Raw genomic sequence first — 23,032 nt, forward strand, 5'->3', positions numbered from 1 at the left:
GCTCGCAAGAGAATCGATGGGGCCTTTCGGCCTGTGGAAACCATCGCCTCTTGACTACAAGGTCAGGCACTTGGCGCAACTTTTCAAGTCCTTTTGAAAGATAAATTTCTTGTTGCAAAAACCCGGCACCGGCCGGGCTTTTGCATGCGCTGGGTCAAAACGCGACAGATGTCTGCAGGTATACCGTACGGGGTTCACCGACATACTTGCCCTTGTTGTTGTCATCGAACGAGCGCGTGTAGTACTGGTGATTGAAGATATTCTTCACCCCAACGGCAACGTTCAGGTTCGACAATTGCGGGCCAAAATCATAGGCCGCGCGGCTGCTGAACAGCATGTAGCCAGGGATGCGTCCGTTGCTGCCGTCGCCACTTTCCGTCGCGGTGTTGGCGTTGTCGGCGAACTGGTCGCTCTGGTAGGTGCTGTCCAGGTTCAGCTTCCATTTTCCTTCCGTGTAGCCAATCCCGAGGGTGCCTTTGTGCCGAGAGGAGAAGGGCACACGATTGCCTTTGTTCGGCCCATCTTCGCGGATTTTTGCGTCGACAAAGGCATAGGTTGCATACACGTCGAAACCGGCCAGTGCGGGATTCAAACCCTCCAACGCGTACTTCACGCTGGTCTCGATACCTTGATGACGGGTCTCGCCGCGGGCGATCACCGAATCGTTGGTCTGGTTGCTTTCGTACTGGTTATCGAAGTTGATCAGGAAGGCGCCGATTTCCGCTTGCAGCAAGCCATCGTCGTAGCGCGTACCCAGTTCCCAGGTACGGGCTTTTTCCGGTTTGACTTCGCCGCTGCTGACGCGATTGGGCATCTGGCTGTACTGCACGCTGCCGAAGGAGCCTTCGGTATTGGCGTAGAGGTTCCAGCTGTCGGTGAGGTGGTACATCACGTTCAGCGCCGGTAGCGCGGTGTTGTAGTCGCCCTGATAGCGCTGGCCGTTGAGTTTGTTCGACTGCTCGGAGTCGATCATCTCGTAGCGAATGCCCGGGGTGATGGTCCACTTGCCGATGTCGATACGGTCATCGAGGAAAACTGCATGGGCTTCGGTGCTGCCGCGGGTGTCGCGGTCGTTGCGGCTGGCAGTGGTCGGCAGTTGGTTGGCGGCCACCGGCTCGCGGTAGCGCAGCTCGTGGCCGGCTTCGTTGATGTAGCGATAACCGACGCCCACTTCATGCCAGCTCTCGCCGAGGGCAAAGCCCTGAGACAAGCGGGTTTCGATACCGCGCACCCAGTACTCGCGTGGCGACAGCGAAACGAAGCTGCCCTGGTTCAGGTAACCGCTGCGCAGGGTCTTGGTGAAGAAGCTGTTGACGCTGAATTGCCGGGCATCTTCCTTGTAGTCGTAGCCGAAGTTGAACATGCTGCGACGGCCCCAGAACTTGTCCTGAAGGCGCGTCGATTGGTACGGGTCGGCATCGTAGTCGGCTACGCTCAGGCCGCCGGGCATTTGTGCTTCACCTTCGTAGTACTGGGCCATGGCGTGCAGGCTGTTGGCCTCGTCTAGCTGCAATTTGCCTTTGAGGATCAGGTCGTCGATCTGCGTGTCGCTGTGTTCGCGCCAATCGCCACCGCGGGTTCCGGAGTAGAGCAGGGCGCCACCGAGGCCATTGTCATTGGTGCCGCCAGCAAGCAGGTTGGCGCTGGTTTTGAAGCCATCATGGCTGGACGACGGGCTGGTCTGGGTCTGGAAGCCGGCCTTGACGGTGGGCTCGTCCGGGATCGCCCGGGTCACGAAGTTGACGATGCCGCCAACGTTCTGCGGGCCGTAGCGCACGGCGCCGCCACCGCGCACCACATCCACTGCGTCCATATTGCCCATGCTGACCGGGGCGAACGACAACTGCGGTTGGCCATAGGGCGCGAAGGGCACCGGAATGCCATCCATCAGCACCGTGGAGCGTGAGGCCAGGCGTGGGTTGAGGCCACGGATACCGAAGTTCAACGCCATGTCATGGCTGCCGGTGCCGTTGTTTTCCGGGGCGTTGACGCCAGGAATACGGTTGAGCACTTCGCGGGCAGTGATCGCGCCCTGGCGCTCGAATTCTTCGCGGCGGATCACATCACGGGCGCCGGGATGTTCGAACACATTGTCTTGTTGGGCTGCGCCCAGCCAGTCGCCGACGACGGTGGAAACGCCCAACTCCACCGGCGCGCCGAGCGCTGCTTGTGGTTGCAGACTGAAGGCATTGTCACCTTCGGCACGGGCTTGCAAACCACTGCCTTGCAGGAGGATGTCGAGTGCCTGCTGCGGGCTGTACTGGCCTTCAAGGCCTGGGCTCTGCACGCCACTGGTGACCTGCGAGCCAAACGAGATCAGTACGCCGCTTTCTCGGCCAAACTGGTTCAGAGCGTTTTCCAGCGACATCGGCGCGATGTGGTAGCTGCGTGCTGCGGGCTGCTCAGCCAAGGCAGGGATAGCAATAACGCTAAGGCCTGTACCGAATAACAAAGCGCGTAGAACGTGGGCAAGTGGACTCGGGCGAAGGGGCATGCAAGGGGTCCTTGAGAAGGTCAAAGCAAAGGGTTCTGCCTTCTCTGTCACGCGAGATGAAAAATCGGCTCAGGTAATGTGAAAAAAATCAGACTCGGGCTTCGACTGTCACCCAGTAGCGGGTAAAACGCCGTACGCGCACTGGCAGGGCGATCTCCAGCAGGTCGAGAATTCGCTCGCTGTCAGCCAATGGATAGCTGCCGGAAATCAGCAGTTCGGCAACCTCGGGCGCGCAGTTGAGTTGGCCGCGTCGGTAGCGGCCAAGCTCATCGAGAAAATCGCCAAGGCGCATGTGCGCCGCCAGCAGCATGCCGTCGACCCAAGCCCCGGCATTGCTGTCGAGCAGTTGCAGGGCTTGCCACTGCGGGCCGTTGAAACGCGCCTGACGACCGGCTGCGAGCACATCGCCGGCAAGGCTGGCGCTGCCCTGGTGAACGCTGAGCTGGCTGTAGCGCGGGAACTGGCGCAGGTTGTAGCGACCTTCGGCGAGCTGCAGCTGGCCGAAGTCGGTGAGCAAATTCAATGGGCGAGCATCTGCGGCGACGGCGAGCTGTATTTCACCTTCGAGCAGGCGCACCAGGCGCTGTTGTGCATCGAAGCGCACATCAACGGCGCTGCGCGTGTTCAGGTGCAGTTGGCTGCCATCTTCCAATCGCTGGCGACGACGTTCGCCCACCGGGCTGCGGTAGTCGGCAAGCAGGGTCGGTAGGGGATTGTGCTGCTGCACGGTCAAGCCGACAGCCCCCCCCACGCCCAGAATCAACAGGGTCTTGAGCGCGCGCCGGCGACTGGCCGAGCGCGGTGCCTGCAATGCCGCATGGGCCAGCGGTGACGACAACCCGCGCAGGCGCTGGTTGACCCGCTGAATGTGCTCCCAGGCACGGCGATGCTCTTCATGGGCTTGCAGCCATTGCTGCATGGCCTGCTGCTGGCGCGGGTCGAGCGCACCGCCCTGTAGCTCGATCAACCAGTGCACAGCCTGTTCGGCGACCTGCGGCGAAAATTCCTGATGTGCGCTGTTCACAGGGCGAAGTAACAGCGCATGGCTGCCTTGTTCAAATAGCGCTTTACCGTGGCCAGCGAGATGTTCAATTGCGCGGCAATTTCACCGTAGCCAAGGCCGTCGATCTGAGCGAGCAGGAACGCACGCTTGACCAGCGTAGGCAGGCCATCGAGCAGACGGTCCAGCTCCAGCAGGGTTTCGAAAATGATCGCCCGGTGTTCTTCCGAGGGCGCCAGTGCTTCCGGTAACTGCGCCAGTGCCTGGTAGTAGGCGCGCTCCAGATCTTGACGCCGGTAGTGGTTGCACAACACCCGCTTGGCCACGGTGGTGAGGAACGCCCGTGGCTCATTGAGCACCGGTGTTTCCCGGGCCTGCAGCAGGCGCATAAAGGTGTCCTGGGCCAGGTCGGCGGCATTGTCCGGGCAGCCCAGACGGCGCCGCAACCAGCCGGTCAACCAGTTGTGATGGGCGTGATAGAGGCCTTCAAGCGAAGTGGAAGAGGCGCTGGGCACCGTGAACTCTCCGGCGCCAGAATGCGCAACATAATAAGAATTGTTCTCATTGTAGTGTTTTCTTGGGTCGGTCGGCAATCCGCTGCTGACTGGCAGCGCAATGGCCCATGAAAGTGTAAAAAACGTAAATAATCTTTACTCTCATTTGAGAATAAATAGCATTCGCTCCCTAAGACGCTTTACCAAACCTTTACATATCTCAGGGAGAGCTCCACGTGTCCCCGCTTTTCACTCGATCCTGCCTTGCTCTTTCCCTCTGCTCGATTTACACCGCCCAGGCCAGCGCTGCCAATCAGAACGCCCTGGAACTGGAAAACGTCGTGGTTACCGCGTCTGGTTTTTCCCAGCAAATCAAGGACGCGCCGGCGTCCATTTCGGTGATCACTCGCGAGCAGATCGAGAACAAGTCTTACCGTGACGTAACCGACGCGCTGAAGGATGTGCCGGGTGTCGTGGTTACCGGTGGCGCCAGTTCCAGCGATATCAGTATTCGGGGCATGGCCTCCAAGTACACGCTGATGCTGGTTGACGGCAAGCGCCAGGACTCGCGGGCAACCCGTCCCAACAGCGACGGTGCCGGGATCGAACAAGGCTGGATGCCTCCGCTTGAGGCCATCGAGCGCATCGAAGTGGTGCGTGGGCCAATGTCGTCGCTGTATGGCTCCGACGCCATGGGCGGGGTGATTAACATCATCACCCGTAAAGTGACGCCGACCTGGTATGGCGGCGTGCGCACTGAAGCGACCTTCCAGGACCGCTCCGATTCGGGCGACTACAACAGCACCAGCGCTTTTGTCTCCGGGCCGTTGATCGAGAACCTCGTGGGCTTGCAGCTTTACGGGCAGCGTTCGCGTCGCGACGAAGACCACATCGTCAACGGCTTCAACGAGCAGAGCACCGACAGCGGTACCGCCAAGCTTTCGTTCACCCCTGATGAGCACAACGACATTACCTTCGAGGCGGGCAAATCCGAACAGGATCGCTATGCCCACCAAGGGCGTTCGGCGCGCTCCACTGACAGTTTCAGCGATTATGAGCGTACCAACTTCGCCATCAGCCATTCCGGCCGCTGGGAAAGCATCACCACCGACAGTTACCTGCAACGCGAGAAAATCGAGAACCCGGGTCGGCGCATGGAGTTGGAAAACACCGTGCTCAATACGCAGATGTCGTATTTCAGCGACTCGCACATCACCACCTTTGGTGGCCAGTACAAGTACGAAGACCTCAGTGACGAAGGCAACCAGTTGGCTGCAGCCTCCGACGTCAACCAACTGACGCGCTGGTCGTGGGCATTGTTCGCTGAGGATGAATGGCGCTTGACCGAAGCCTTCGCCCTGACTGGCGGCATTCGTATGGACCGTGACGAAAACTACGGTACGCATTGGTCGCCACGGTTGTACGGGGTGTATCACCTGACCGAGAACTGGACTGTCAAAGGGGGTGTGTCCAGTGGTTATCGTTCGCCAGACATTCGCGCGGCAGTGGATGATTGGGGGCAGATCACCGGTGGCGGTGGCGATCCGGCAATCATCGTAGGCAACTCTAGCCTCAAGCCGGAGAAAAGCCTGAGCCAGGAAATCGGTTTCATCTGGGATAACCTCGAAGGCTTCTCCACTGGCCTGACCGTGTTCAACACCGACTTCAAAGACAAGATCACCGAGACCCGCCGCTGCACCGACAGCACCGGCAATGCTTCGGGCCAGTGCCAGATCGGCGGTACTTCGTACAAGTTCATCAGTGATCGGGTGAACGTCGACGAAGCGCAGATGCAAGGCGTAGAAGCAACGCTGGACTGGGACATCACCCAGAGCGTCAAACTTGCTACCAACTACACCTTTACCGCCTCTGAGCAAAAGAGTGGTCCGCAGAAAGGCAAAGCGCTGAACCAGATGCCTCGGCACATGTTCAACGCCACCTTGGACTGGCAGGCGACCGACCAGTTGGGCACGTGGGCGCGAATGAACTATCGCGGCAAAACCTCGGACTACCTGGGGCGCACCACCATGTCTGATGGCACTCCGTCCTACACCTTTGTCGACCTTGGTGGCACTTATCGGGTGACCAAGAACGTGAAATTGCTGGCCGGTGTGTACAACGTGTTCAACAAGGAAGTGGACTACCAGGAGTATCAGACCGTGCTGGACGGTCGTCGCTATACCGTTGGCGTCGACCTGTCGTTCTGATCAAGCTGCCAGCGGCTTTGCTTGTGAGAATATAAATCATTATTATTAGTGGTTCTTCACAATGGATGGATGCCATGAAAAGCAAAGCCGCCGGGCTGCCCCTGAATTATCGCCTGGCTGTGACATCACGTTGCCTGGCTGCCGTGTTTGGCGGATATCTGCTGGCAGCCATGGCCAGCGTCTGTATCACCTTGCTGGCACCAATCCCCAAGGCTGAGGCAGTGATCAGCGGCATGATGCTGTCGTTCCTGTTCTACCTGGTGGCCTTTCTCTGGTGCTTTGCATGTCGCAGTGCCTGGCAAGCCTGGTGGGGCGTGTTGGTGCCGAGCTTGGTTCTGGGCGCGGTCAACGGATTGGCCTATTGGATGAAAAACTCATGAAAGAGGGCTTTCGCCAGGCCATGGCCTGGTTGCACACCTGGACGGGCCTGATCTTCGGCTGGTTGTTGTTTGCGATTTTCCTCACCGGGACCATGTCCTACTTCAAGGAAGAGATCAATCACTGGGCCCAGCCCGAAGTACAGGCGCGCCCCCTGGACCCGCTGGCAAACCTGGCTGTGGCGCAGAATTACCTGCAAACGCATGCACCCGATGCGGGCAGTTGGTTCATTCGCTTGCCTGAAGCGCGCGAGCCGGGCCTGAGTGTCGGCTGGCGTGCAGAAGGCGCCGGGCGGCGCGGCTTTATCGACAAAACCCTCGACCCGCTCACGGGCACCGAGGTGCAGGCTCGCGAAACACGCGGTGGCGACTTTTTCTACCGATTCCATTTTCAGCTGGAAATGCCTCATCCATGGGGCCGCTGGCTGTCGACCTTTGCCGCCTTCATCATGCTGCTGGGCTTGGTGACCGGTATCATTACGCACAAGAAGATCTTCAAGGAGTTCTTCACTTTCCGCCCCGGCAAGGGCCAGCGCTCCTGGCTGGATGGCCACAATGCCATTGGTGTGCTGGTGCTGCCATTTCATTTGATGATCAGCTACAGCAGCCTGGTGATTTTCATGTCGCTGGTCATGCCGGCGAGCATCATCGCCAGCTATGGCGACAACACCCGGGGCTTTTTCAATGATCTGTTCGGGGCCCCCGAGCAGGTCAAGGTGGCCGGTGTCGCGGCGCCATTGATGCCGTTGCCAGCGCTCTACGAGAAGTTCCGCGAGCAACAACCGGACGCGCGTCTGGGCTGGATCGAAGTGCAGAACGCGGGTGATCAGAATGCCCGCGTGCGCTTCTCCCGCCATGGGGGCGACCGTATTGCCTACCAGCGTGGCCAGAGCTGGATCTTTGATGGCGTCAACGGCACGCTGCAGTCCGGTAGCAAAGCCGAGTCGACGCCCGTGGTGATCTCCGCCGGCATGTACGGTCTGCACATGGGTATGTTCGCCGGTCCCTGGATGCGCTGGCTGTACTTCTTCTTCGGCCTGGCTGGCACGGCGGTTATTGGTACGGGCCTGGTGCTGTGGCTGGGCAAGCGTCAGCTCAAGCATGCCAAGAGCGGCACGCAACCTTTCGAGCTGCGGCTGGTGGAAGTGCTGAACATTGCCAGCATGAGCGGTTTGCTACTGGGGGTTGCGGCGTTCTTCTGGGCCAACCGCTTGCTGCCGGTGAGTATGCAAGGCCGGGCCGATTGGGAAGTGAACAGCTTCTTCCTGCTCTGGGCGTTGTCGGTGCTGCATGCGGCGCTGCGTCCGGGCCGCAAAGCCTGGGCCGAACAGTTGGGATTGGCGGCGTTGCTGTGGGCCGGCTTGCCGCTGCTCAATCAGCTCACCACAGGCCAGGGCTTGATCCACTCCGTTTCGGTGGGTGACTGGGCCATGTCAGGTTTCGACCTGACGGCCTTGGGCAGTGGCCTGTTCCTGGCCTGGTTGGCAGCCAAAATGTGGCGCCCACCGGTAGTAGCGGCCAAGCGTGCGCCCAAAGCTGCAAAAGCACCGAGCGCCAACCTGATTGAAAGCGAGGTGAGCTGATGCTGGCGGTTACCCTGTTTGGTTTTGTTGGTTTTGCCTGCCTGTGCCTGGCCATGGAAAAGCATTACAAGGACTTGCTTGGCAGCGCACCCAGCGCCGCGCGCTTGCGCGTCTTGCGCATCGCAGGCTGGTTGCTGCAACTGCTGGCACTGTACCTGGCGGTGCAGGGCAGTGGCTGGGCCATGGGGCTGGTGGAGTTGTTCGCAGTGTTGATGGCAGGGGTGACCCTGTGGGTATTTCTGTTGCCCTATCAGCCACGCTTGTTGCTGGGGCTGGTGGGGTTGAGCCTGGTGCTTGGGCCGGTACTGCTGATATTTCCTCACTAGGTGCCCGGTCGATTTTCGTCGGCACGGATCCCTTCGCTCCGGCATTGCTCCCGCGGGGACCGCACCGGAGGGCCATCCATGGCCTGCACCCGACTACGCAATACCTGCACTCAGCCTACTGAAGGAACGATCCAGGGTGTCTGGGCTGACGATGTATGAAGAGCCAGATCAACATCAAAAGCTGAACACCAGCGCCTTGCTGTTGCTGTTGCTGTGCTTTCAATTACACAAATCGTGCAGACGCCACAAACCGTCCCTTCAGTAGGCCGAATGGAACCCTTGCGTAGTGGGGCGACGGCCATGGATGGCCGGCGAGCGCCGCAGGGCCAGGACGGCCCTTCGGCGCGGTCCCCACGGGAGCAAGGGTGGAATGAGGGAACCCGGAGCGCAGCGCAGGGCCGGATGCAGGGACAAGGGGTTTTGCCCACTTTTGCCCCGACAAAAGTGGGTCGCCGTAAAGGCGAAACCAGCCAGTAGCGCCACCACATCAAACGGATATGCCCATCGACAATCGAGCCAAGTTCCGCAGTTCCCGGGATTCCGTGAAGAACCAAAAAAATGCCCCGGAGTAGGGGCATTTTTTTATCGTGCGTCCTGCCTACACTGCAGCGACGACCTTGGTTTCAGGTTGGGTGCGACGCCCCATCATGCCGGCGCCCGCAGCTACCAGGCCGGATACGATCAGGGTGATCAACAACAACCAACTGCCTTGGGAAATACGCTTGGCTGCAACTTCCGCAGCTTCGCGAGCCTTTTGCTCAGCTTCTGCCTTGAGCTCTTGATACTTGGCGTAAGCCTGTTGGTAGGCCTGTTGGGCCTGGTCGACCATCTGGTTGGCTTCAGCATCGGTTTTCCCGGTGCGTGCCTTGATCAGGTTGACCATGGCTTCACGATCGGCGGCATCCCACGCCTTTTCACCTTTGGCTTTGATACGGTCAAGCAATCCGCTGAGTTGCTCATCGGCCGCCTGTGGGTGTTGCGCGCTGTTTTTTGCGGTCTGTTGCGCATCCTGCTCCGTGGCTTGTGCTTCTCTTTTTACGTTCTCCGGATTGAGTTCAGGTTTTCCTGTTTGACGCATGGCGGTTTCGAGTTCGTTCTGGATATCGCTTAAATCAAAGTTGATGCCTTGTTGGCGCAGTTGATCCTGCACGGTGTTGCCGATATGCGGGGCGGCCTGGGCAATCGTGCTACCCGCAGCCGAGAGCCCACTGCCGGCAAGGTTAAGGCCGCTGCTGACGATCCCGCTTACAGCACTGGACACAAGATAGAGGGACACCAATGATGTGGTCGCCCACACCAGCAGCCCGTGCAATGCTCCTTCACGTTGCGCCAGGCGCCCGGCAATCCAAGCACCGACGAACACTGAAACAATCCCGCTGACCACCACCCAGATGGCCGTTCCCTTGCCCAGGCCGTCCAGGGGATTGGCTTCCTGCAACGGGTCGATGGAGGCAGAGCCGATGGCGGTGCCCAGTAGATTCAGAATCAGCGACGCGACCATCGCTAAAGCAACGCCTGCGAGAATCGCACTCCATGAAATGCGTTTAAGCAGCGGAGCTGCGGTCAAGTGCGTCTCGGGGTAGACAGCGGTGCTGTTATTGTCGTCTCTGATCATGATGAAACTCCTTTTCTCTCACTGTGCAGCGCTTGAACACATCGATTTTCAGTTATGCAGATCGGCGGGAAGCTGGCCGCCATTTTCTGCAAGCTTGGTCATTACCGCTTTGTGCAGCCACACATTCATGGTCGCCGAGTCATCGGTAGAACCGCTGTAGTTGAGCTCTTTGGCCAGTTCCTTGCGATTGTCCAGGCTGCTGTCGATGTTGAGCAGCTTGAGCAGATCGACAATCGACGTTCTCCAATTCAGTGTTTCTGAGTGCTGCGCTGCCAAGGCGTCGAGCTTGGCGCCGACATCGACAGGCTGAAGGGTCGACTGCGCTGAACCCTGAGGGGTTGTGGAGGCGGGAGTCGGAGTGGAGGTGGGAGTGGAAGGCGGTACCGGCGTCGGCGGGGTGCCTGCCGGCGTTTGCACGTCAGGTGCGGCGGCAGTGGTGTGGGTATTGTCATCGCGGCCGATGCCCAGTTTTTCCATAATCTTGCTTAACAAGCCCATGTGAGTCTCCAGATAACAGTCAAGTTCATAGGTGAAGCGGATGGCGCTTACTCGGTAAGGGCCTGGCTTCAATGAACTTGAGCGCTAGCGTTCTCCAACGGTTCAAATTAATTGGCGAAGGAGAGCTTTTTTCGCTGAACGGTTACGAAAACAACGAAAAACGGGCAAAAACCTATCATTTTTACTAGGTACTTGTTCAGTCGGAAGGTGCAGGCTTGATGTAAGTCGCGGGCGCGGCAAATTGCATAGGTCGAGTGGGTTTGCGCCGGTACTTTCAAGACAAAAGCCTAGCGTCTGAATGCAGCCCGGTACGCCCCAGGTGTTGCGCCCACGGCTTGGCGAAAGCGATTGCTGAAATGGCTGGCGCTGGCAAAGCCGCATTGCAAGGCCACTTCACTCAAGGCCAAGTCGCCAAAGCGCAGCAGGTGCCGGGCCATGGCCAGACGTCGGGCCAGCAGGTATTGATGGGGGGGAAGGCCAAAGCTCTCACGGAACATCCGCGCGAAGTGGTATTCGGACAAATTGCACTGCGACGCCAGTTCGCCAAGGCTCAGCGGCTGCTCCAGGTGGCCTTCGATGTATTCGCTTACGTGCCGCCGTTGATACGCGGCCAATCCGCCTTTAAGGCGCAGGCCGTGGCGCTGGCCAACCTGGCTGAGCACAGCATGATCGAGAATTTCATGGGCCAGGGTACTGGTCAGCAAGCGTTCGCCGGGTTCGTCCCAGTTCATCGCGATCAATTGGCGAAAGCGCTGGGCTTGCTCGGGATCGTCCAGGAACGTGGCTTCCTGCAATTGCAGTTCGCGGGGTTCGCGGTCGAGTAGGCTGATGCAGCCGAGGGCGAATTGCTCCTGGCTGATATACAGGTGCGCCAGGCGAATAGAGCCATTCACCACCCAATGTGAAGCCGAACCTGCAGGCATGATGCAAAGCTTGTCGGGCGCGCCTTTGTGGCTGGGCTGATCGCGGCGGAAAGTGCCGGTGCCGTCGGCGATATAGCAAGACAGTGTGTGGTGGCTGGGGGCTTCGTAGTCGCGGGCGTCGTGACGGTTGTTCCATAGGGCTGCAGCCAGGCCATCACCGAGGTCCGCGCTGTGTTCCAGGCGGGAATGGGGTGATTCGTGCATGGCTTTGAAGACTTGCAGCTGATCCAACGCGTTCATGATCGATACCTCTGGGCATCATCCTACGCTGCTGTGCAATGACTGACAGCAGCACGCGCGGTAAAAGCGCAAGAATCTGCAAGCGCACCTCCGGGGAGAGGCCTGAGACTGAAGGCCTGGATGCGAGGAGCGCTGTCATGAACCTGTCGTTGTACCTGTTGACCGTATTGATCTGGGGTACCACCTGGATCGCCTTGAAACTTCAATTGGGCGTTGTCGCGATTCCGGTATCGATTGTCTATCGGTTTGCCCTCGCGGGGCTGATTCTGTTTGCCATTTTGCTGCTCAGCCGCCGCTTGCAACCGATGAGCCGGCGCGGCCACGGCATTTGTCTGGCCCAAGGCTTTTGCCTGTTCTGCGTTAACTTCATGTGTTTTTTGACGGCCAGTCAGTGGATTCCCAGCGGCTTGATCGCTGTGGTGTTCTCCACCGCGACCTTGTGGAATGCCCTTAACGCGCGGGTGTTCTTTGGCCAGAAGATCGCGGCCAATGTACTCGGTGGCGGCGCCTTGGGTTTGGCTGGGCTGGGTCTGCTGTTCTGGCCGGAGCTGTCGGGGCATGCCGCTAGTCCCGAAACCCTGATCGGTCTGGGCTTGGCGCTGCTGGGGACCTTGTGTTTCTCGGCGGGCAATATGCTCTCGAGCCTGCAACAGAAAGCCGGCTTGCGGCCGATGACCACCAACGCCTGGGGCATGCTCTACGGGGCCGGGATGTTGGCGGTGTATTGCCTGCTCAAGGGAATTCCCTTCGAGATGGAGTGGAATACACGCTACATCGGCTCGTTGATGTACTTGGTGATTCCGGGGTCGGTTATCGGCTTTACCGCCTACCTGACCTTGGTCGGGCGCATGGGACCGGAGCGGGCAGCGTACTGCACGGTGCTGTTTCCGTTGGTGGCGTTGAATGTCTCGGCGTTCTACGAAGGGTACCAGTGGACGGCACCGGCCCTGTTTGGTCTGGTGTTGGTGATGCTGGGGAACGTGTTGGTGTTCAGAAAACCCAAGCCCAAGACAACCGCTGCTGCGGTTGCCTTGAGGTAAAGTATTGCCCGGGCCTAGCGCTTAAGGGTTGCTGGGGGATGATTTCCACACCTGCGGATTGACCAGGTCCCGTGGACGTTCGCCCAGCAAGGCGCTGCGCAGGTTGTCGATGGCGCGGTTGGCCATGGCCTCACGGGTTTCAGCCGTGGCGGAGCCGACGTGCGGTAGGGTCAGGGCGTTGGGCAGTTGGAACAGCGCTGATTCAGTCAGCGGTTCTTTCTCGTAGACGTCCAGCCCGGCACCGCGAATGGTGCCCTCGCGCAGGGCTTCGACCAGAGCCGCTTCATCCACCACCGGCCCGCGGGACACGTTGATCAAAAACGCGCTGGATTTCATCAATTGCAATTCACGGCTGCTGATCAGGTGCTTGGTCTGGGCGCCGAGCGGCACCACCAGGCAGACGAAATCGGCTTCAGCCAACAGCTCGTCAAGGCTGCGAAACTGGGCGCCGAGTTCCTGTTCCAATGCCGTCTTGCGCGAGTTGCCGCTGTAGATGATCGGCATGTTGAAGCCGAAGTGTCCACGCCGGGCAATTGCCGCGCCAATGTTGCCGAGGCCCACGATCCCCAAGGTTTTACCGTGTACATCGCTACCGAACTGCGCCGGCCCGACCGTGGCCTGCCAGTGCCCGGCCTTGGTCCAGGCGTCCAGTTCGGCAATACGGCGGGCGCAGCCCATGAGCAGGGCAAAGCCCAGGTCGGCCGTGCTTTCGGTGAGTACGTCGGGGGTATTGGTCAGGGCCAGGCCGCGCTGATTGAAGTAGTTCAGGTCGTAGTTGTCATAGCCCACCGACACACTCGACACCACTTCCAGCTTGCTGGCATTGGCCAGTTGCGCTTCACCGAGTTTGCGACCGACGCCGATCAGGCCGTGGGCCTCGGGCAAGGCTTCGTTGAATTGGGCGCTGATGTCGCCGAGCTTGGGATTGGGGACGATTACGTTGAAGTCTTGCTGCAGGCGTTCGACCATCGCCGGGGTAATACGGCTGAAGGCAAGGACGGTCTTTTTCATCGGCGAAATCTCTGCTGGCGGTGGAGAATGGGTAGCACGCTATCATTCCCCGCCGCCTCTGTGCAGCAAGATTTCAGTTGGCGATCAGCAACTCGTGAGTCTTGAGGTCGGCCTCGTGGGCTGCAAGGATTTCCGGCAGCGAATTGCGCAGGTACTCGACCCAGGTCTTGATCTTCGCATCCAGGTATTGGCGCGATGGGTAGATCGCGTACAGGTTCAATTCCTGCAGGCGGTAGTCGGGCATTACCCGAACCAGCGATCCGTCACGCAGCCCGTCTATGGCCGAGTAGATCGGCAACACACCAACCCCCATGCCACTGCGGATGGCGGCTTTCATCGCGTCGGCCGAGTTCACCTGGAACGGTGCCTGGGTAATGTTGACCACTTCCTGGCCTTCCGGACCGTCGAACAGCCACTTCTCCAGGGGAATCACCGGGCTGACCATGCGCAGGCAGGCATGATTGAGCAGATCGCCGGGCTTGTGCGCCACGCCGTGGCGTTTCACGTACTCGGGCGAGGCGCAGACGATGCTGTAGGTGATGCCCAGGCGCTGAGACACGAAGCCCGAGTCCGGCAGCTCGCTGGCCAACACGATGGAGACGTCATAGCCTTCGTCGAGCAAGTCTGGCACGCGGTTGGCCATGGTCAGGTCAAAGGTGACGTCCGGATGGGTTTCGCGGTAGCGAGCAATGGCATCGATGACAAAATGCTGGCCGACGCCGGTCATCGAATGCACTTTCAATTGCCCTGCCGGACGGGCATGGGCATCGCTGGCCTCGGCTTCGGCTTCCTCGACATACGTAAGGATCTGTTCGCAGCGCATCAGGTAGCGCTTGCCAGCTTCGGTCAAGGCGATGCGGCGGGTGGTGCGGTTGAGCAGGCGGGTTTGCAGATGGGCTTCAAGATTGGAAACCGCCCGTGAGACGTTGGCGGTGGTTGTATCCAGTTGCACAGCCGCGGCGGTAAAGCTGCCGACTTGGGCTACACAGCTAAAAGCACGCATGTTTTGCAGGGTGTCCATGGGTCGCTCTCAAAGTAGACGACAAATTGTGACATGAAGTTGCCGGGCCGGTCTTCAGACTAAAGCCGGATTATCACTGTTTTCGTAACAAAGATTCGCAGTAATACACGCTTATCGCCAGCACAGCCGCCCCATAGAATTGCGTCTCCAAGCGTCATCCACCTTCTATGTCGGGAATTCGCAGCTGTGCCGCGTCGCATCATCAGAGCGCTGAATGCGCTCAGTGTCTGTGCCCTTAGCTTGACCTTGAGCGGCTGTATCGGAACTTGGGGCATTGCCCCGCAAAGCAAGACGCTGCAAGCCAATACCCTCACCACCGACGAGGCGATCCGCGAGGCCGCCCGCGATGCCCACTGGCCCGACCAGCAGTGGTGGCGCGCCTATGGCGACCCACAACTGGACCGCTGGATAGCGCTGGCCGTAAACGACAGCCCGAGCATGGCCATGGCCGCGGCGCGTGTGCGTGAGGCCAAGGCCATGGCTGGCGTGGTCGAGTCTGCCGAAAAACTGCAAGTGAACGGCGAGTCGACGCTCAAGCGCCACAATTGGCCGCAAGACCAGTTCTACGGGCCAGGGGCACTGTCCGGGGCCAACACCTGGGACAACAATGCCGCGCTGGGCTTCAGTTACGCCCTGGACCTGTGGGGGCGCGAACGCAATGCCAGTGAACAGGCCGTGGACATGGCCCATATGAGTGCCGCGCAGTTGCGCCAGGCGCAGCTGGAGCTACAGAACAACATCGTCAAGGTGTACATCCAACTGTCCCTGCACTTCGCCCAGTACGACATTGTCAAAGCCGAACTTGAGCAGCAGGAGCAGATTCTGGCTCTGGCGCAACGGCGCCTGGCCGGGGGTATCGGTACGCACTTCGAAGTCAGCCAGGCGCAGACGCCGCTGCCGGAAACCCATCGTCAGCTCGATGCCCTGCATGAAGAAATCGCCCTGGCGCGAAACCAGCTGGCGGCACTGGCGGGCAAAGGTCCAGGGGAGGGCGCGCAATTGCAGCGTCCGCAATTGTCCCTCGGGGCGGCGTTGAAACTGCCCTCGGCCATGCCCGCCGAGTTGGTCGGCCAGCGTCCAGATGTGGTCGCCAGTCGCTGGCAGGTCGCGGCCCAGGCGCGCGGTATCGATGTCGCCCATGCCGGCTTCTTCCCCAATGTCGATCTGGTCGGTGGTTTGGGTTTCATGGCCACAGGCGGTGGTGCGCTGGAATTTCTCACCGGGCGCAAGTTCAACTACAACGTCGGCCCGGCCATCAGCCTGCCGGTGTTCGACGGCGGTCGTCTGCGCTCGCAGTTGGGTGTGGCATCGGCCGGTTATGACATGGCAGTGGCGCGTTACAACCAGACTGTGGTCGAGGCGCTCAAGGATGTTTCCGATCAGTTGATTCGTCGCGAGTCGATGAAAGAGCAGCAGCACTTTGCTGCCGAGTCGGTGGCCTCGGCGCAGAAAACCTACGACATCGCCATGATTGCCTTTCAACGGGGTCTTACCGATTACCTCAATGTGCTCAATGCGCAAACCTTGCTGTTTCGCCAGCAGCAGATTCAGCAGCAGGTCCAGGCTGCTCGCCTGACTGCGCACGCCGAGTTGGTCACGGCCCTCGGCGGTGGCCTGGGCGCCGGCAACGATGTGCCGAGCGAAGATAAACAACAGGCGCCGAAAACCCCGGCGACCCTAGCGCTCTTCGACAAGCCGGACTCTGCCGAATGAGCGCTCTGACACTGCCGTTTCGCTGGCTGGGCTCCCTTGAATGGCGCCGTGGCTTCTTTGAGTGGGCGCGCACCGACGGGGTCACCTGGGTCTATATTTTCAAGGTCCTGAGCGCCGCTTTCCTCACCTTGTGGCTGGCCATGCGCCTGGAGCTGCCGCAGCCGCGCACCGCGATGATCACCGTGTTCATCGTTATGCAGCCGCAGAGTGGGCATGTTTTTGCCAAGAGCTTCTGGCGCCTGCTCGGCACCCTGGCCGGCTCCTCGATGATGGTCGCCTTGATCGCGCTGTTCCCGCAGAACACCGAACTGTTCCTGCCAAGCCTGGCGGTGTGGGTTGGCTTGTGCTCGGCGGGCGCGATGCGTTATCGAACCTTCCGCGCCTACGGCTTTGTGCTGGCGGGCTACACCGCGGCAATGGTCGGCCTGCCGGCGCTACAACACCCCGACGGAGCGTTCATGGCCGCGGTTTGGCGGGTGCTGGAAATTTCCTTGGGGATATTGGTATCGACACTGGTCAGCGCCGCGATCCTGCCACAGTCGGCCAGCGCGGCAATGCGCAACGCCCTGTACCAGCGCTTTGGTGTGTTTGCCAGCTTTGTCGTCGAAGGTTTGCGCGGTGACAGTCAGCGCGATCGTTTCGAAAGCAGCAATGTGCGCTTTATCGCCGAGGCCGTGGGCCTGGAAAGCCTGCGCAATGTCACCGCCTTCGAAGACCCGCACATGCGCCGACGCAACGGTCGGTTGGGGCGCATGAATAGCGAGTTCATGGCCATTACCACGCGTTTCAATGCACTGCACCAATTGCTCGAGCGCCTGCGTCTGCGCGGTCCGCTGCAAATCACCACGGCTATTGAGCCGGGCCTGCAGGCGTTGACCGAGCTGCTCGATGTCTATGCCGGACGGGCGCTGACCAACGCCGATGCTGCGCGCCTTGCCGAGCAATTGGCGGCCTTCAAGGAAGGCTTGCCGGAGCGGGTACGCAGCATGCGCGCCGCCTACGTCGAGACGGGGCCGAGCGAGTCCGATTTGCTCGACTTCCACACCGCCTACGAGTTGCTCTACCGCTTTGTCGACGACCTGCACAGCTATGCCCTGACGCATGCCTCGCTGGCCGAACACAACCATGCCCGCGAGCAGTGGGACGAGCCTTATGTGGCGCAGACTGACTGGATGGTGTCGCTGGCAGCGGGGCTGCGTGCGTCCTTCATCCTGTTGGTGCTGGGCAGTTTCTGGATTCTCACGGCCTGGCCCAGTGGTGCGATCATGACCTTGATTGCCGCCGCCACGGTGGGCTTGTCGGCCGCGTCTCCGAACCCCAAGCGTATGTCGTTCCAGATGGCTTGCGGAACCTTGATCGGCGCCTTTATCGGCTTTTTCGAAACCTTCTTTGTGTTTCCCTGGATCGATGGCTTTGCATTGTTGTGCGTGGTGCTGGCACCGGTGTTCGTGCTCGGCGCTTTCCTCGCCTCACGCCCGGCTTATGCCGGTGTCGGCCTGGGCTTGCTGATCTTCTTTGCCACCGGCTCAGTGCCGAATAACCTGACCGTGTACAACCCGTACGACTTCATCAATGACTACATCGCCATGGTCATCGGCATGTTGGTGTGTGCCGCTGCCGGGGCGATCATCCTGCCGCCGAACAGCCGTTGGCTGTGGAGCCGGCTGGAGCTCGATCTGCGCAGCCAGGTGTTGTTTGCCATTAGCGGCCGCCTGCGCGGCCTGGGCTCGGCCTTCGAAAGCCGCACCCGCGACCTGCTGCACCAGGCCTATGGCCTGGCGGTGGGCAAGCCGCAGGTGCAAAGCAAGTTGTTGGGCTGGATGTTCCTGGTGCTGGAAGTCGGCCACGCGATCATCGAGCTGCGCAAGGAACAGGCCATTTTGCCGGTGCATCCTTGCTACGCCGAGTCGCAGTCCTGGCGCCTGGCAATCCGTGTGATGGGGCGTGCCCTGGCACGGTTGTTCCTGCAACCGAACGCGAGTAATCACGAGCGGGCGCTAGTCGCCGTCGACCACGCCATCAGCCGCGTGCAGGCCACCGACGAACCCTTTGCCCGGCACTTTGACACCTCGGCTTTGCGTCGCGTGCAGAGCTACCTGCATTTCATCCGTACTTCGCTGCTCGACCCCCAGTCGCCGCTGGCCGCAATGGCTCCGGCCCAAGGACTGCACCATGCCCCGTGAAATCGCCTTCCATGGCGTCTATATGCCGACCATGACCCTGATGTTTGTGCTTGCCGCCGGGCTTGCCTGGGGCCTGGATCGGTTTATCGCCAGCTACGACGGCTATCGCTTCTTCTGGCATCCGGCACTGCTGCGCCTGTGCCTATTTATCTGCCTGTTCGGTTCCATGGCCCTGACTCTCTACCGTTGAGACCCCTGTTGATGAAAAAGTTTTTCAGCCTGATCGCCACCTTGCTCGTGTTGGCTGCTGCCGTGGCCATCGGCCGCCAGCTGTGGGTGCACTACATGAACACGCCCTGGACACGTGACGGGCGGGTACGCGCCGATATCATCAATGTGGCCGCCGATGTGCCGGGCTATGTCGTTGACGTACCGGTGCGCGACAACCAGTTGGTGAAGAAGGGCGATGTGCTGATGCAGATCGACCCCGAACACTATCAAGTGGCGGTCAAGCAGGCCCAGGCCCTGGTCGCCTCCCGCAAGGCCACCTGGGAGATGCGCAAGGTCAACGCACATCGGCGTGCCGATATGGACAACCTGGTGATTTCCCGCGAGAACCGCGACGACGCCAGCAACATTGCCAACTCGGCGCTGGCCGATTATCAACACGCCCAGGCGCAACTGGCAGCGGCCGAGCTGGATCTTAAACGCACCACGATTCTCGCCACAGTCGATGGCTACGTCACCAACCTCAATGTGCATCGCGGTGACTACGCACGGACCGGTGAGCCGAAAATGGCGGTGGTCGACAAGGATTCGTTCTGGGTCTACGGCTTCTTCGAAGAGACCAAGCTGCCCCATGTGAAAGTGGGCGACCAGGCTGAGCTGCAAATGATGAGCGGTGAAGTGCTCAAGGGCCATGTGGAGAGTATTTCCCGCGGCATCTACGACCGCGATAACCCCGAAAGCCGTGAGCTGATCGCTGACGTCAACCCAACCTTCAACTGGGTGCGCCTGGCCCAGCGGGTGCCGGTGCGGATTCACATCGATGAAGTGCCGGAAGGCTTCCTGCTGGCGGCGGGGACCACCTGCACCGTGGTGGTCAAACCGCAGCAGGACCCAGGCTGAAACAATCCTGTCGATAGCCTGTAGGGGCGGGGGAATTTCTTCAGGCTTTGCGCGAGTCCACCAGCACCGGGCAGTTCACTTGATCAATGACCTTGTTGCTGATCGACGGGTCCAGCAAGCGCCCCAGTCGATTCAAATGGCGATGGCCCATAAGGATCAACGCACAATCGAGCCGCTGGGCTTCGCTGACGATCGCCGCCACGGGGTCGTCCTGAGCCAGCTTGCCTTCACTTTCGAAGCCAAAGCCGCGCAAACTTTTCAGTGCCCGTTGGACTGCGCCAACCGCGTGGCGCTGTTCTTCGGTGGCGGCCGGAAACTCCTGTTGCTCGTATAAGCTTATCGCCCCAGGGCCATCGCTGAGCGAGAAGGCTCCGTCGATGGCCAGTAGCACATGCAGGCGGTGGCGGTTGGGCTGGCAGTACTGTCGGGCCAGTTCCAGCAGTCCTTGGCAGGCGCTGGAACCATCAATGGCAATCAGGACGGGGCTGAGCATGCAGGGCTCCACGGGGCAAGTTGCGAGCCGGTCATTGTTGGCCATAGGGTCGGGCGGATAAATGGCTTGGCATGCACTGTGTAGTTGTGTGCAGCGCAACTCGAAGGCTACTGTCGAGCTGTTAACATGAGGCCTTCCCAGCCTTTGGATGCCTGGCAATGCAGATCCCGGATATGAACCTGTTGGTCGCCCTCGACGCGTTGCTCGATGAGGGCAGTGTGGTGGGCGCTGCACGGCGCATGAACCTGAGTCCTGCGGCCATGAGTCGAACCCTGGGGCGTATCCGCGAGGCAATTGGTGACCCGATTCTGGTGCGCGCCGGGCGCGGGCTGGTGCCGACGCCGCGTGCGCTGGCACTGCACGACCAGGTACGGGCGCTGGTCGAGCAGGCCGGGTTGGTGTTTCGCAGCCGCGAGGAAGTTGAGCTGGCCACCCTGGATCGGGTGTTTAGTATTCGCACCAATGACTTGTTCATTGCGCTCTACGGTGCGCAATTGCTGCGTACCATGCACGAGCAGGCACCGCGTACCGTGCTGCGTTTCGTTCCGGAAAGCGGCGGTGACGACGATGCTGTGCTGCGTGATGGGCGCACCGACCTGATCGTCAGCTCGACCGTTGACCTGGGGCCGGAAATCAAGGTGCAGAGCTTGTTCAACACGATCTATGTCGGCCTGGCGCGCGAGGGGCATCCGATCTTCGATGCTGAAATCACTCCGGAGCGCTTTGCCGCCTATCCGCAAATCAGCGTGTCCCGCCGGGGGCGTGCCAACGGACCGATTGATCTGGAGCTGGCCAATTACAAGGTGCAGCGCCATGTAGCGCTAATCACACCAAGTTTTCACTCGGCAATGTTTTCCCTGCCGGAGTCCGACCTGTTGCTGCCGATGCCGGCCAACATCCTCACCAGCGTGACCAAGTTGGGCTTGCCGCTGCGCTCGTTCCGCATTCCGTTACCGATGGAGCGGGTCACGGTGATGCAGGCCTGGCACCCACGCTTTGACAACGATCCGGCCCATCGCTGGCTGCGCCAGACCCTCAAGGCGTGCTGCAGCGAAAGGACGTGATCGGCGGATTGCGTTTGCTGCACTCGTAAACTGCCAATATGTCAGTTTTCGTCATCATTGCCGCTTCATAGACTTCTGCCGGTAGTTTGTTCCCCCGGAGATGTCTGTAATGAGTTCGTTGACTGCGTTGCCCCCTGCTGTCGCGCCTCCGCCTGTGGCTGGAGCCGCCGCGCCGAGCGCATTCGGCCTGCGCATCGTGGTCGGGTTGCTTGGTGTATTGCTGGCAGTGTTGTGTGCCGGCCTCAACGAAATGGTCACCAAGGCGTCACTTGCCGATATTCGTGGCGGTATGTTCATTGGTGCCGATGAGGGGGCCTGGCTGATCGCGGTGTATGCCGCGGCGTCGGTGTCGGCCATGGCCTTTTCGCCGTGGATGGCCGCGACGTTTTCCCTGCGGCGCTTCACCCTCTGTGCGATCGGTGCCTTTGCGCTGCTTGGGCTGTTGCAACCCTATGCGCCGAATCTGTCCAGCCTGATGCTGTTGCGCACCCTGCAGGGGCTTGGGTCGGGCGCCTTGCCGCCGATGCTGATGAGTGTCGCACTGCGCTTTTTACCCCCCGGCATCAAGGTTTATGGCCTTGCCGGGTATGCCCTGACCGCCACTTTCGGGCCGAACCTGGGCACGCCGTTGGCAGGGTTGTGGACCGAGTATGTCGGATGGCAGTGGGCGTTCTGGCAGATCATTCTGCCGTCTCTATTGGCCATGGTTTGTGTCGCCTGGGGCTTGCCGCAGGATCCGCTACGCCTGGAGCGCTTCAAGCAGTTCGACTGGCGGGGCTTGTTGCTTGGTTTGCCGGCGATCTGCTCACTGGTGATCGGCCTCACCCTGGGCGATCGCATGGGCTGGTTCAGCTCGCCGTTGATTTGCTGGTTGTTGGGCGGTGGCCTGGTGCTGCTGGTGCTGTTCATGCTCAACGAATGGTCCGAGCCGTTGCCGTTCTTCAAGTTGCAGATGCTCAAGACCCGTAACCTCACCCATGCGCTGGTCACCTTGTTCGGTGTGCTGATCGTGCTGACCGCAGCGATTCTCATCCCATCGAGCTACCTCGCTCAGATCCAGGGTTATCGTCCGGCACAGACCGCTCCGTTGATGCTGTTGGTGGCCTTGCCGCAACTGCTGGCGCTGCCATTGACCGCGGCGTTGTGCAACATCCGCGCCGTGGACTGTCGCTGGGTTCTGGCCACCGGCCTGGGCATGCTGGCACTGTCCAGCGCGTTGGGCAGCCAGCTCACCAGTGAGTGGATACGCGACAATTTCTATCTGCTGCAGATGCTGCACATTTTTGGCCAACCCATGGCGGTATTGCCCTTGCTGATGCTTGCCACTGGTGGCATGACCCCGCAGGACGGTCCGTTTGCTTCGGCCTGGTTCAACACCGTCAAGGGCCTGGCTTCGGTAGTGGCGACCGGCGTGCTCGAGGCATTGACCACGGTTCGCCGACATTTTCATTCCAACACGCTGGTCGACAATCTGGGCAACTCGCCGTTGATCGACAGCCAGATGCCCGGGTTGGCCAAGCGCATTCACGAACAGGCGCTGGTGCTGACCTCGGCTGATCTTTACCTGTGCATGGCGGTGCTGGCTGCGGCGCTGATCCTGCTGATTCCTTTTGTGCCTACACGAATCTACCCACCGCGTGCGGTGGCCTAGGCGCCTGTTCTGAGAGAAAGATATGACGACG

General features: G+C 60.3%; 20 protein-coding genes. 11 read left to right on the top strand and 9 right to left on the bottom strand.

What is annotated here, in order from left to right; translation table 11 throughout:
- Nucleotides 1–154: 154 nt before the first annotated feature.
- The 3 genes from fecA to D3Z90_RS04585 form a co-directional block, all read right to left on the bottom strand.
- Nucleotides 155–2,494, bottom strand: coding sequence for a TonB-dependent Fe(3+) dicitrate receptor FecA (gene fecA, locus D3Z90_RS04575; protein WP_136474607.1), 2,340 nt, complete (start codon nt 2,492–2,494; stop codon nt 155–157).
- An 88-nt stretch (nt 2,495–2,582) separates the two neighbouring features.
- The gene (locus D3Z90_RS04580; RefSeq protein ID WP_136474608.1) at nt 2,583–3,518 is read right to left on the bottom strand and encodes a FecR domain-containing protein; all 936 of its coding nucleotides are present in this window, start codon (nt 3,516–3,518) and stop codon (nt 2,583–2,585) included.
- Nucleotides 3,515–4,009, bottom strand: a complete 495-nt coding sequence (locus D3Z90_RS04585) for a sigma-70 family RNA polymerase sigma factor (RefSeq protein WP_136474609.1) — start codon at nt 4,007–4,009, stop codon at nt 3,515–3,517. The genes D3Z90_RS04580 and D3Z90_RS04585 overlap by 4 nt, the downstream gene beginning before the upstream one ends.
- 215 nt (nt 4,010–4,224) lie before the next feature.
- Here D3Z90_RS04585 and D3Z90_RS04590 point away from each other — a divergent pair, with 215 nt between their 5' ends.
- The 4 genes from D3Z90_RS04590 (at nt 4,225) to D3Z90_RS04605 (ending at nt 8,481) form a co-directional block, all read left to right on the top strand.
- On the top strand, nt 4,225–6,195 hold the full coding sequence (locus D3Z90_RS04590) for a ligand-gated channel protein (RefSeq protein WP_136474610.1): 1,971 nt from the start codon (nt 4,225–4,227) through the stop codon (nt 6,193–6,195).
- A gap of 74 nt (nt 6,196–6,269) precedes the next feature.
- A complete protein-coding gene (locus D3Z90_RS04595; protein ID WP_136474611.1) occupies nt 6,270–6,575 on the top strand; it encodes a DUF3649 domain-containing protein in 306 nt (101 codons plus the stop codon).
- The gene (locus tag D3Z90_RS04600) at nt 6,572–8,155 is read left to right on the top strand and encodes a PepSY domain-containing protein (protein ID WP_136474612.1); all 1,584 of its coding nucleotides are present in this window, start codon (nt 6,572–6,574) and stop codon (nt 8,153–8,155) included. Before D3Z90_RS04595 ends, D3Z90_RS04600 begins: the two co-directional genes overlap by 4 nt.
- Entirely contained in the window at nt 8,155–8,481 is a 327-nt protein-coding gene (locus D3Z90_RS04605; protein ID WP_136474613.1) for a DUF3325 domain-containing protein, read from the top strand. The genes D3Z90_RS04600 and D3Z90_RS04605 overlap by 1 nt, the downstream gene beginning before the upstream one ends.
- Before the next feature lie 598 nt (nt 8,482–9,079).
- Here the strand turns inward: D3Z90_RS04605 and D3Z90_RS04610 are convergent.
- The 3 genes from D3Z90_RS04610 to D3Z90_RS04620 form a co-directional block, all read right to left on the bottom strand.
- On the bottom strand, nt 9,080–10,096 hold the full coding sequence (locus D3Z90_RS04610; protein WP_136474614.1) for a YrzE family protein: 1,017 nt from the start codon (nt 10,094–10,096) through the stop codon (nt 9,080–9,082).
- A 48-nt stretch (nt 10,097–10,144) separates the two neighbouring features.
- On the bottom strand, nt 10,145–10,594 hold the full coding sequence (locus tag D3Z90_RS04615; protein ID WP_136474615.1) for a DUF3597 domain-containing protein: 450 nt from the start codon (nt 10,592–10,594) through the stop codon (nt 10,145–10,147).
- Between the two features lie 287 nt (nt 10,595–10,881).
- Nucleotides 10,882–11,757, bottom strand: coding sequence for an AraC family transcriptional regulator (locus D3Z90_RS04620; RefSeq protein WP_136474616.1), 876 nt, complete (start codon nt 11,755–11,757; stop codon nt 10,882–10,884).
- Nucleotides 11,758–11,894: 137 nt separating this feature from the next.
- Between D3Z90_RS04620 and D3Z90_RS04625 the strand changes: the two genes are divergently transcribed.
- Nucleotides 11,895–12,797: a DMT family transporter gene (locus D3Z90_RS04625; RefSeq protein ID WP_136474617.1), complete on the top strand. Its 903-nt coding sequence runs from the start codon at nt 11,895–11,897 to the stop codon at nt 12,795–12,797.
- Nucleotides 12,798–12,818: 21 nt separating this feature from the next.
- Here the strand turns inward: D3Z90_RS04625 and D3Z90_RS04630 are convergent, their stop codons facing one another.
- Together D3Z90_RS04630 and D3Z90_RS04635 are read right to left on the bottom strand one after the other, a co-directional pair.
- Nucleotides 12,819–13,808, bottom strand: a complete 990-nt coding sequence (locus D3Z90_RS04630) for a D-glycerate dehydrogenase (RefSeq protein ID WP_136474618.1) — start codon at nt 13,806–13,808, stop codon at nt 12,819–12,821.
- Nucleotides 13,809–13,881: 73 nt separating this feature from the next.
- Nucleotides 13,882–14,829, bottom strand: a complete 948-nt coding sequence (locus D3Z90_RS04635; RefSeq protein WP_136474619.1) for a LysR family transcriptional regulator — start codon at nt 14,827–14,829, stop codon at nt 13,882–13,884.
- Between the two features lie 186 nt (nt 14,830–15,015).
- Between D3Z90_RS04635 and D3Z90_RS04640 the strand changes: the two genes are divergently transcribed.
- From D3Z90_RS04640 to D3Z90_RS04655, 4 genes are read left to right on the top strand one after another with little or no spacing between them, the layout of a single operon-like run.
- Nucleotides 15,016–16,542 carry an efflux transporter outer membrane subunit gene (locus D3Z90_RS04640; RefSeq protein WP_136474620.1) on the top strand — a complete coding sequence of 509 codons (1,527 nt, stop codon included), beginning with the start codon at nt 15,016–15,018 and terminating at the stop codon, nt 16,540–16,542.
- Nucleotides 16,539–18,725, top strand: coding sequence for an FUSC family protein (locus tag D3Z90_RS04645; RefSeq protein WP_136474621.1), 2,187 nt, complete (start codon nt 16,539–16,541; stop codon nt 18,723–18,725). The genes D3Z90_RS04640 and D3Z90_RS04645 overlap by 4 nt, the downstream gene beginning before the upstream one ends.
- Nucleotides 18,715–18,915: a DUF1656 domain-containing protein gene (locus D3Z90_RS04650; RefSeq protein WP_136474622.1), complete on the top strand. Its 201-nt coding sequence runs from the start codon at nt 18,715–18,717 to the stop codon at nt 18,913–18,915. The genes D3Z90_RS04645 and D3Z90_RS04650 overlap by 11 nt, the downstream gene beginning before the upstream one ends.
- 11 nt (nt 18,916–18,926) lie before the next feature.
- Nucleotides 18,927–19,793, top strand: a complete 867-nt coding sequence (locus tag D3Z90_RS04655; protein WP_136474623.1) for an HlyD family secretion protein — start codon at nt 18,927–18,929, stop codon at nt 19,791–19,793.
- Nucleotides 19,794–19,833: 40 nt separating this feature from the next.
- On the opposite strand, the gene D3Z90_RS04660 is transcribed toward D3Z90_RS04655, so the two are convergent.
- A complete protein-coding gene (locus tag D3Z90_RS04660; RefSeq protein ID WP_136474624.1) occupies nt 19,834–20,286 on the bottom strand; it encodes a universal stress protein in 453 nt (150 codons plus the stop codon).
- Between the two features lie 158 nt (nt 20,287–20,444).
- Here D3Z90_RS04660 and D3Z90_RS04665 point away from each other — a divergent pair, with 158 nt between their 5' ends.
- Together D3Z90_RS04665 and D3Z90_RS04670 are read left to right on the top strand one after the other, a co-directional pair.
- Nucleotides 20,445–21,350, top strand: coding sequence for a LysR family transcriptional regulator (locus D3Z90_RS04665; RefSeq protein WP_136474625.1), 906 nt, complete (start codon nt 20,445–20,447; stop codon nt 21,348–21,350).
- A gap of 109 nt (nt 21,351–21,459) precedes the next feature.
- Nucleotides 21,460–23,001 (top strand): MFS transporter, encoded by a 1,542-nt coding sequence (locus tag D3Z90_RS04670; RefSeq protein WP_136474626.1) that lies wholly within the window; start codon nt 21,460–21,462, stop codon nt 22,999–23,001.
- Nucleotides 23,002–23,032 lie beyond the last annotated feature (31 nt).

The organism is Pseudomonas sp. DG56-2 (assembly GCF_004803755.1).
Lineage (GTDB): Bacteria > Pseudomonadota > Gammaproteobacteria > Pseudomonadales > Pseudomonadaceae > Aquipseudomonas > Aquipseudomonas auratipiscis.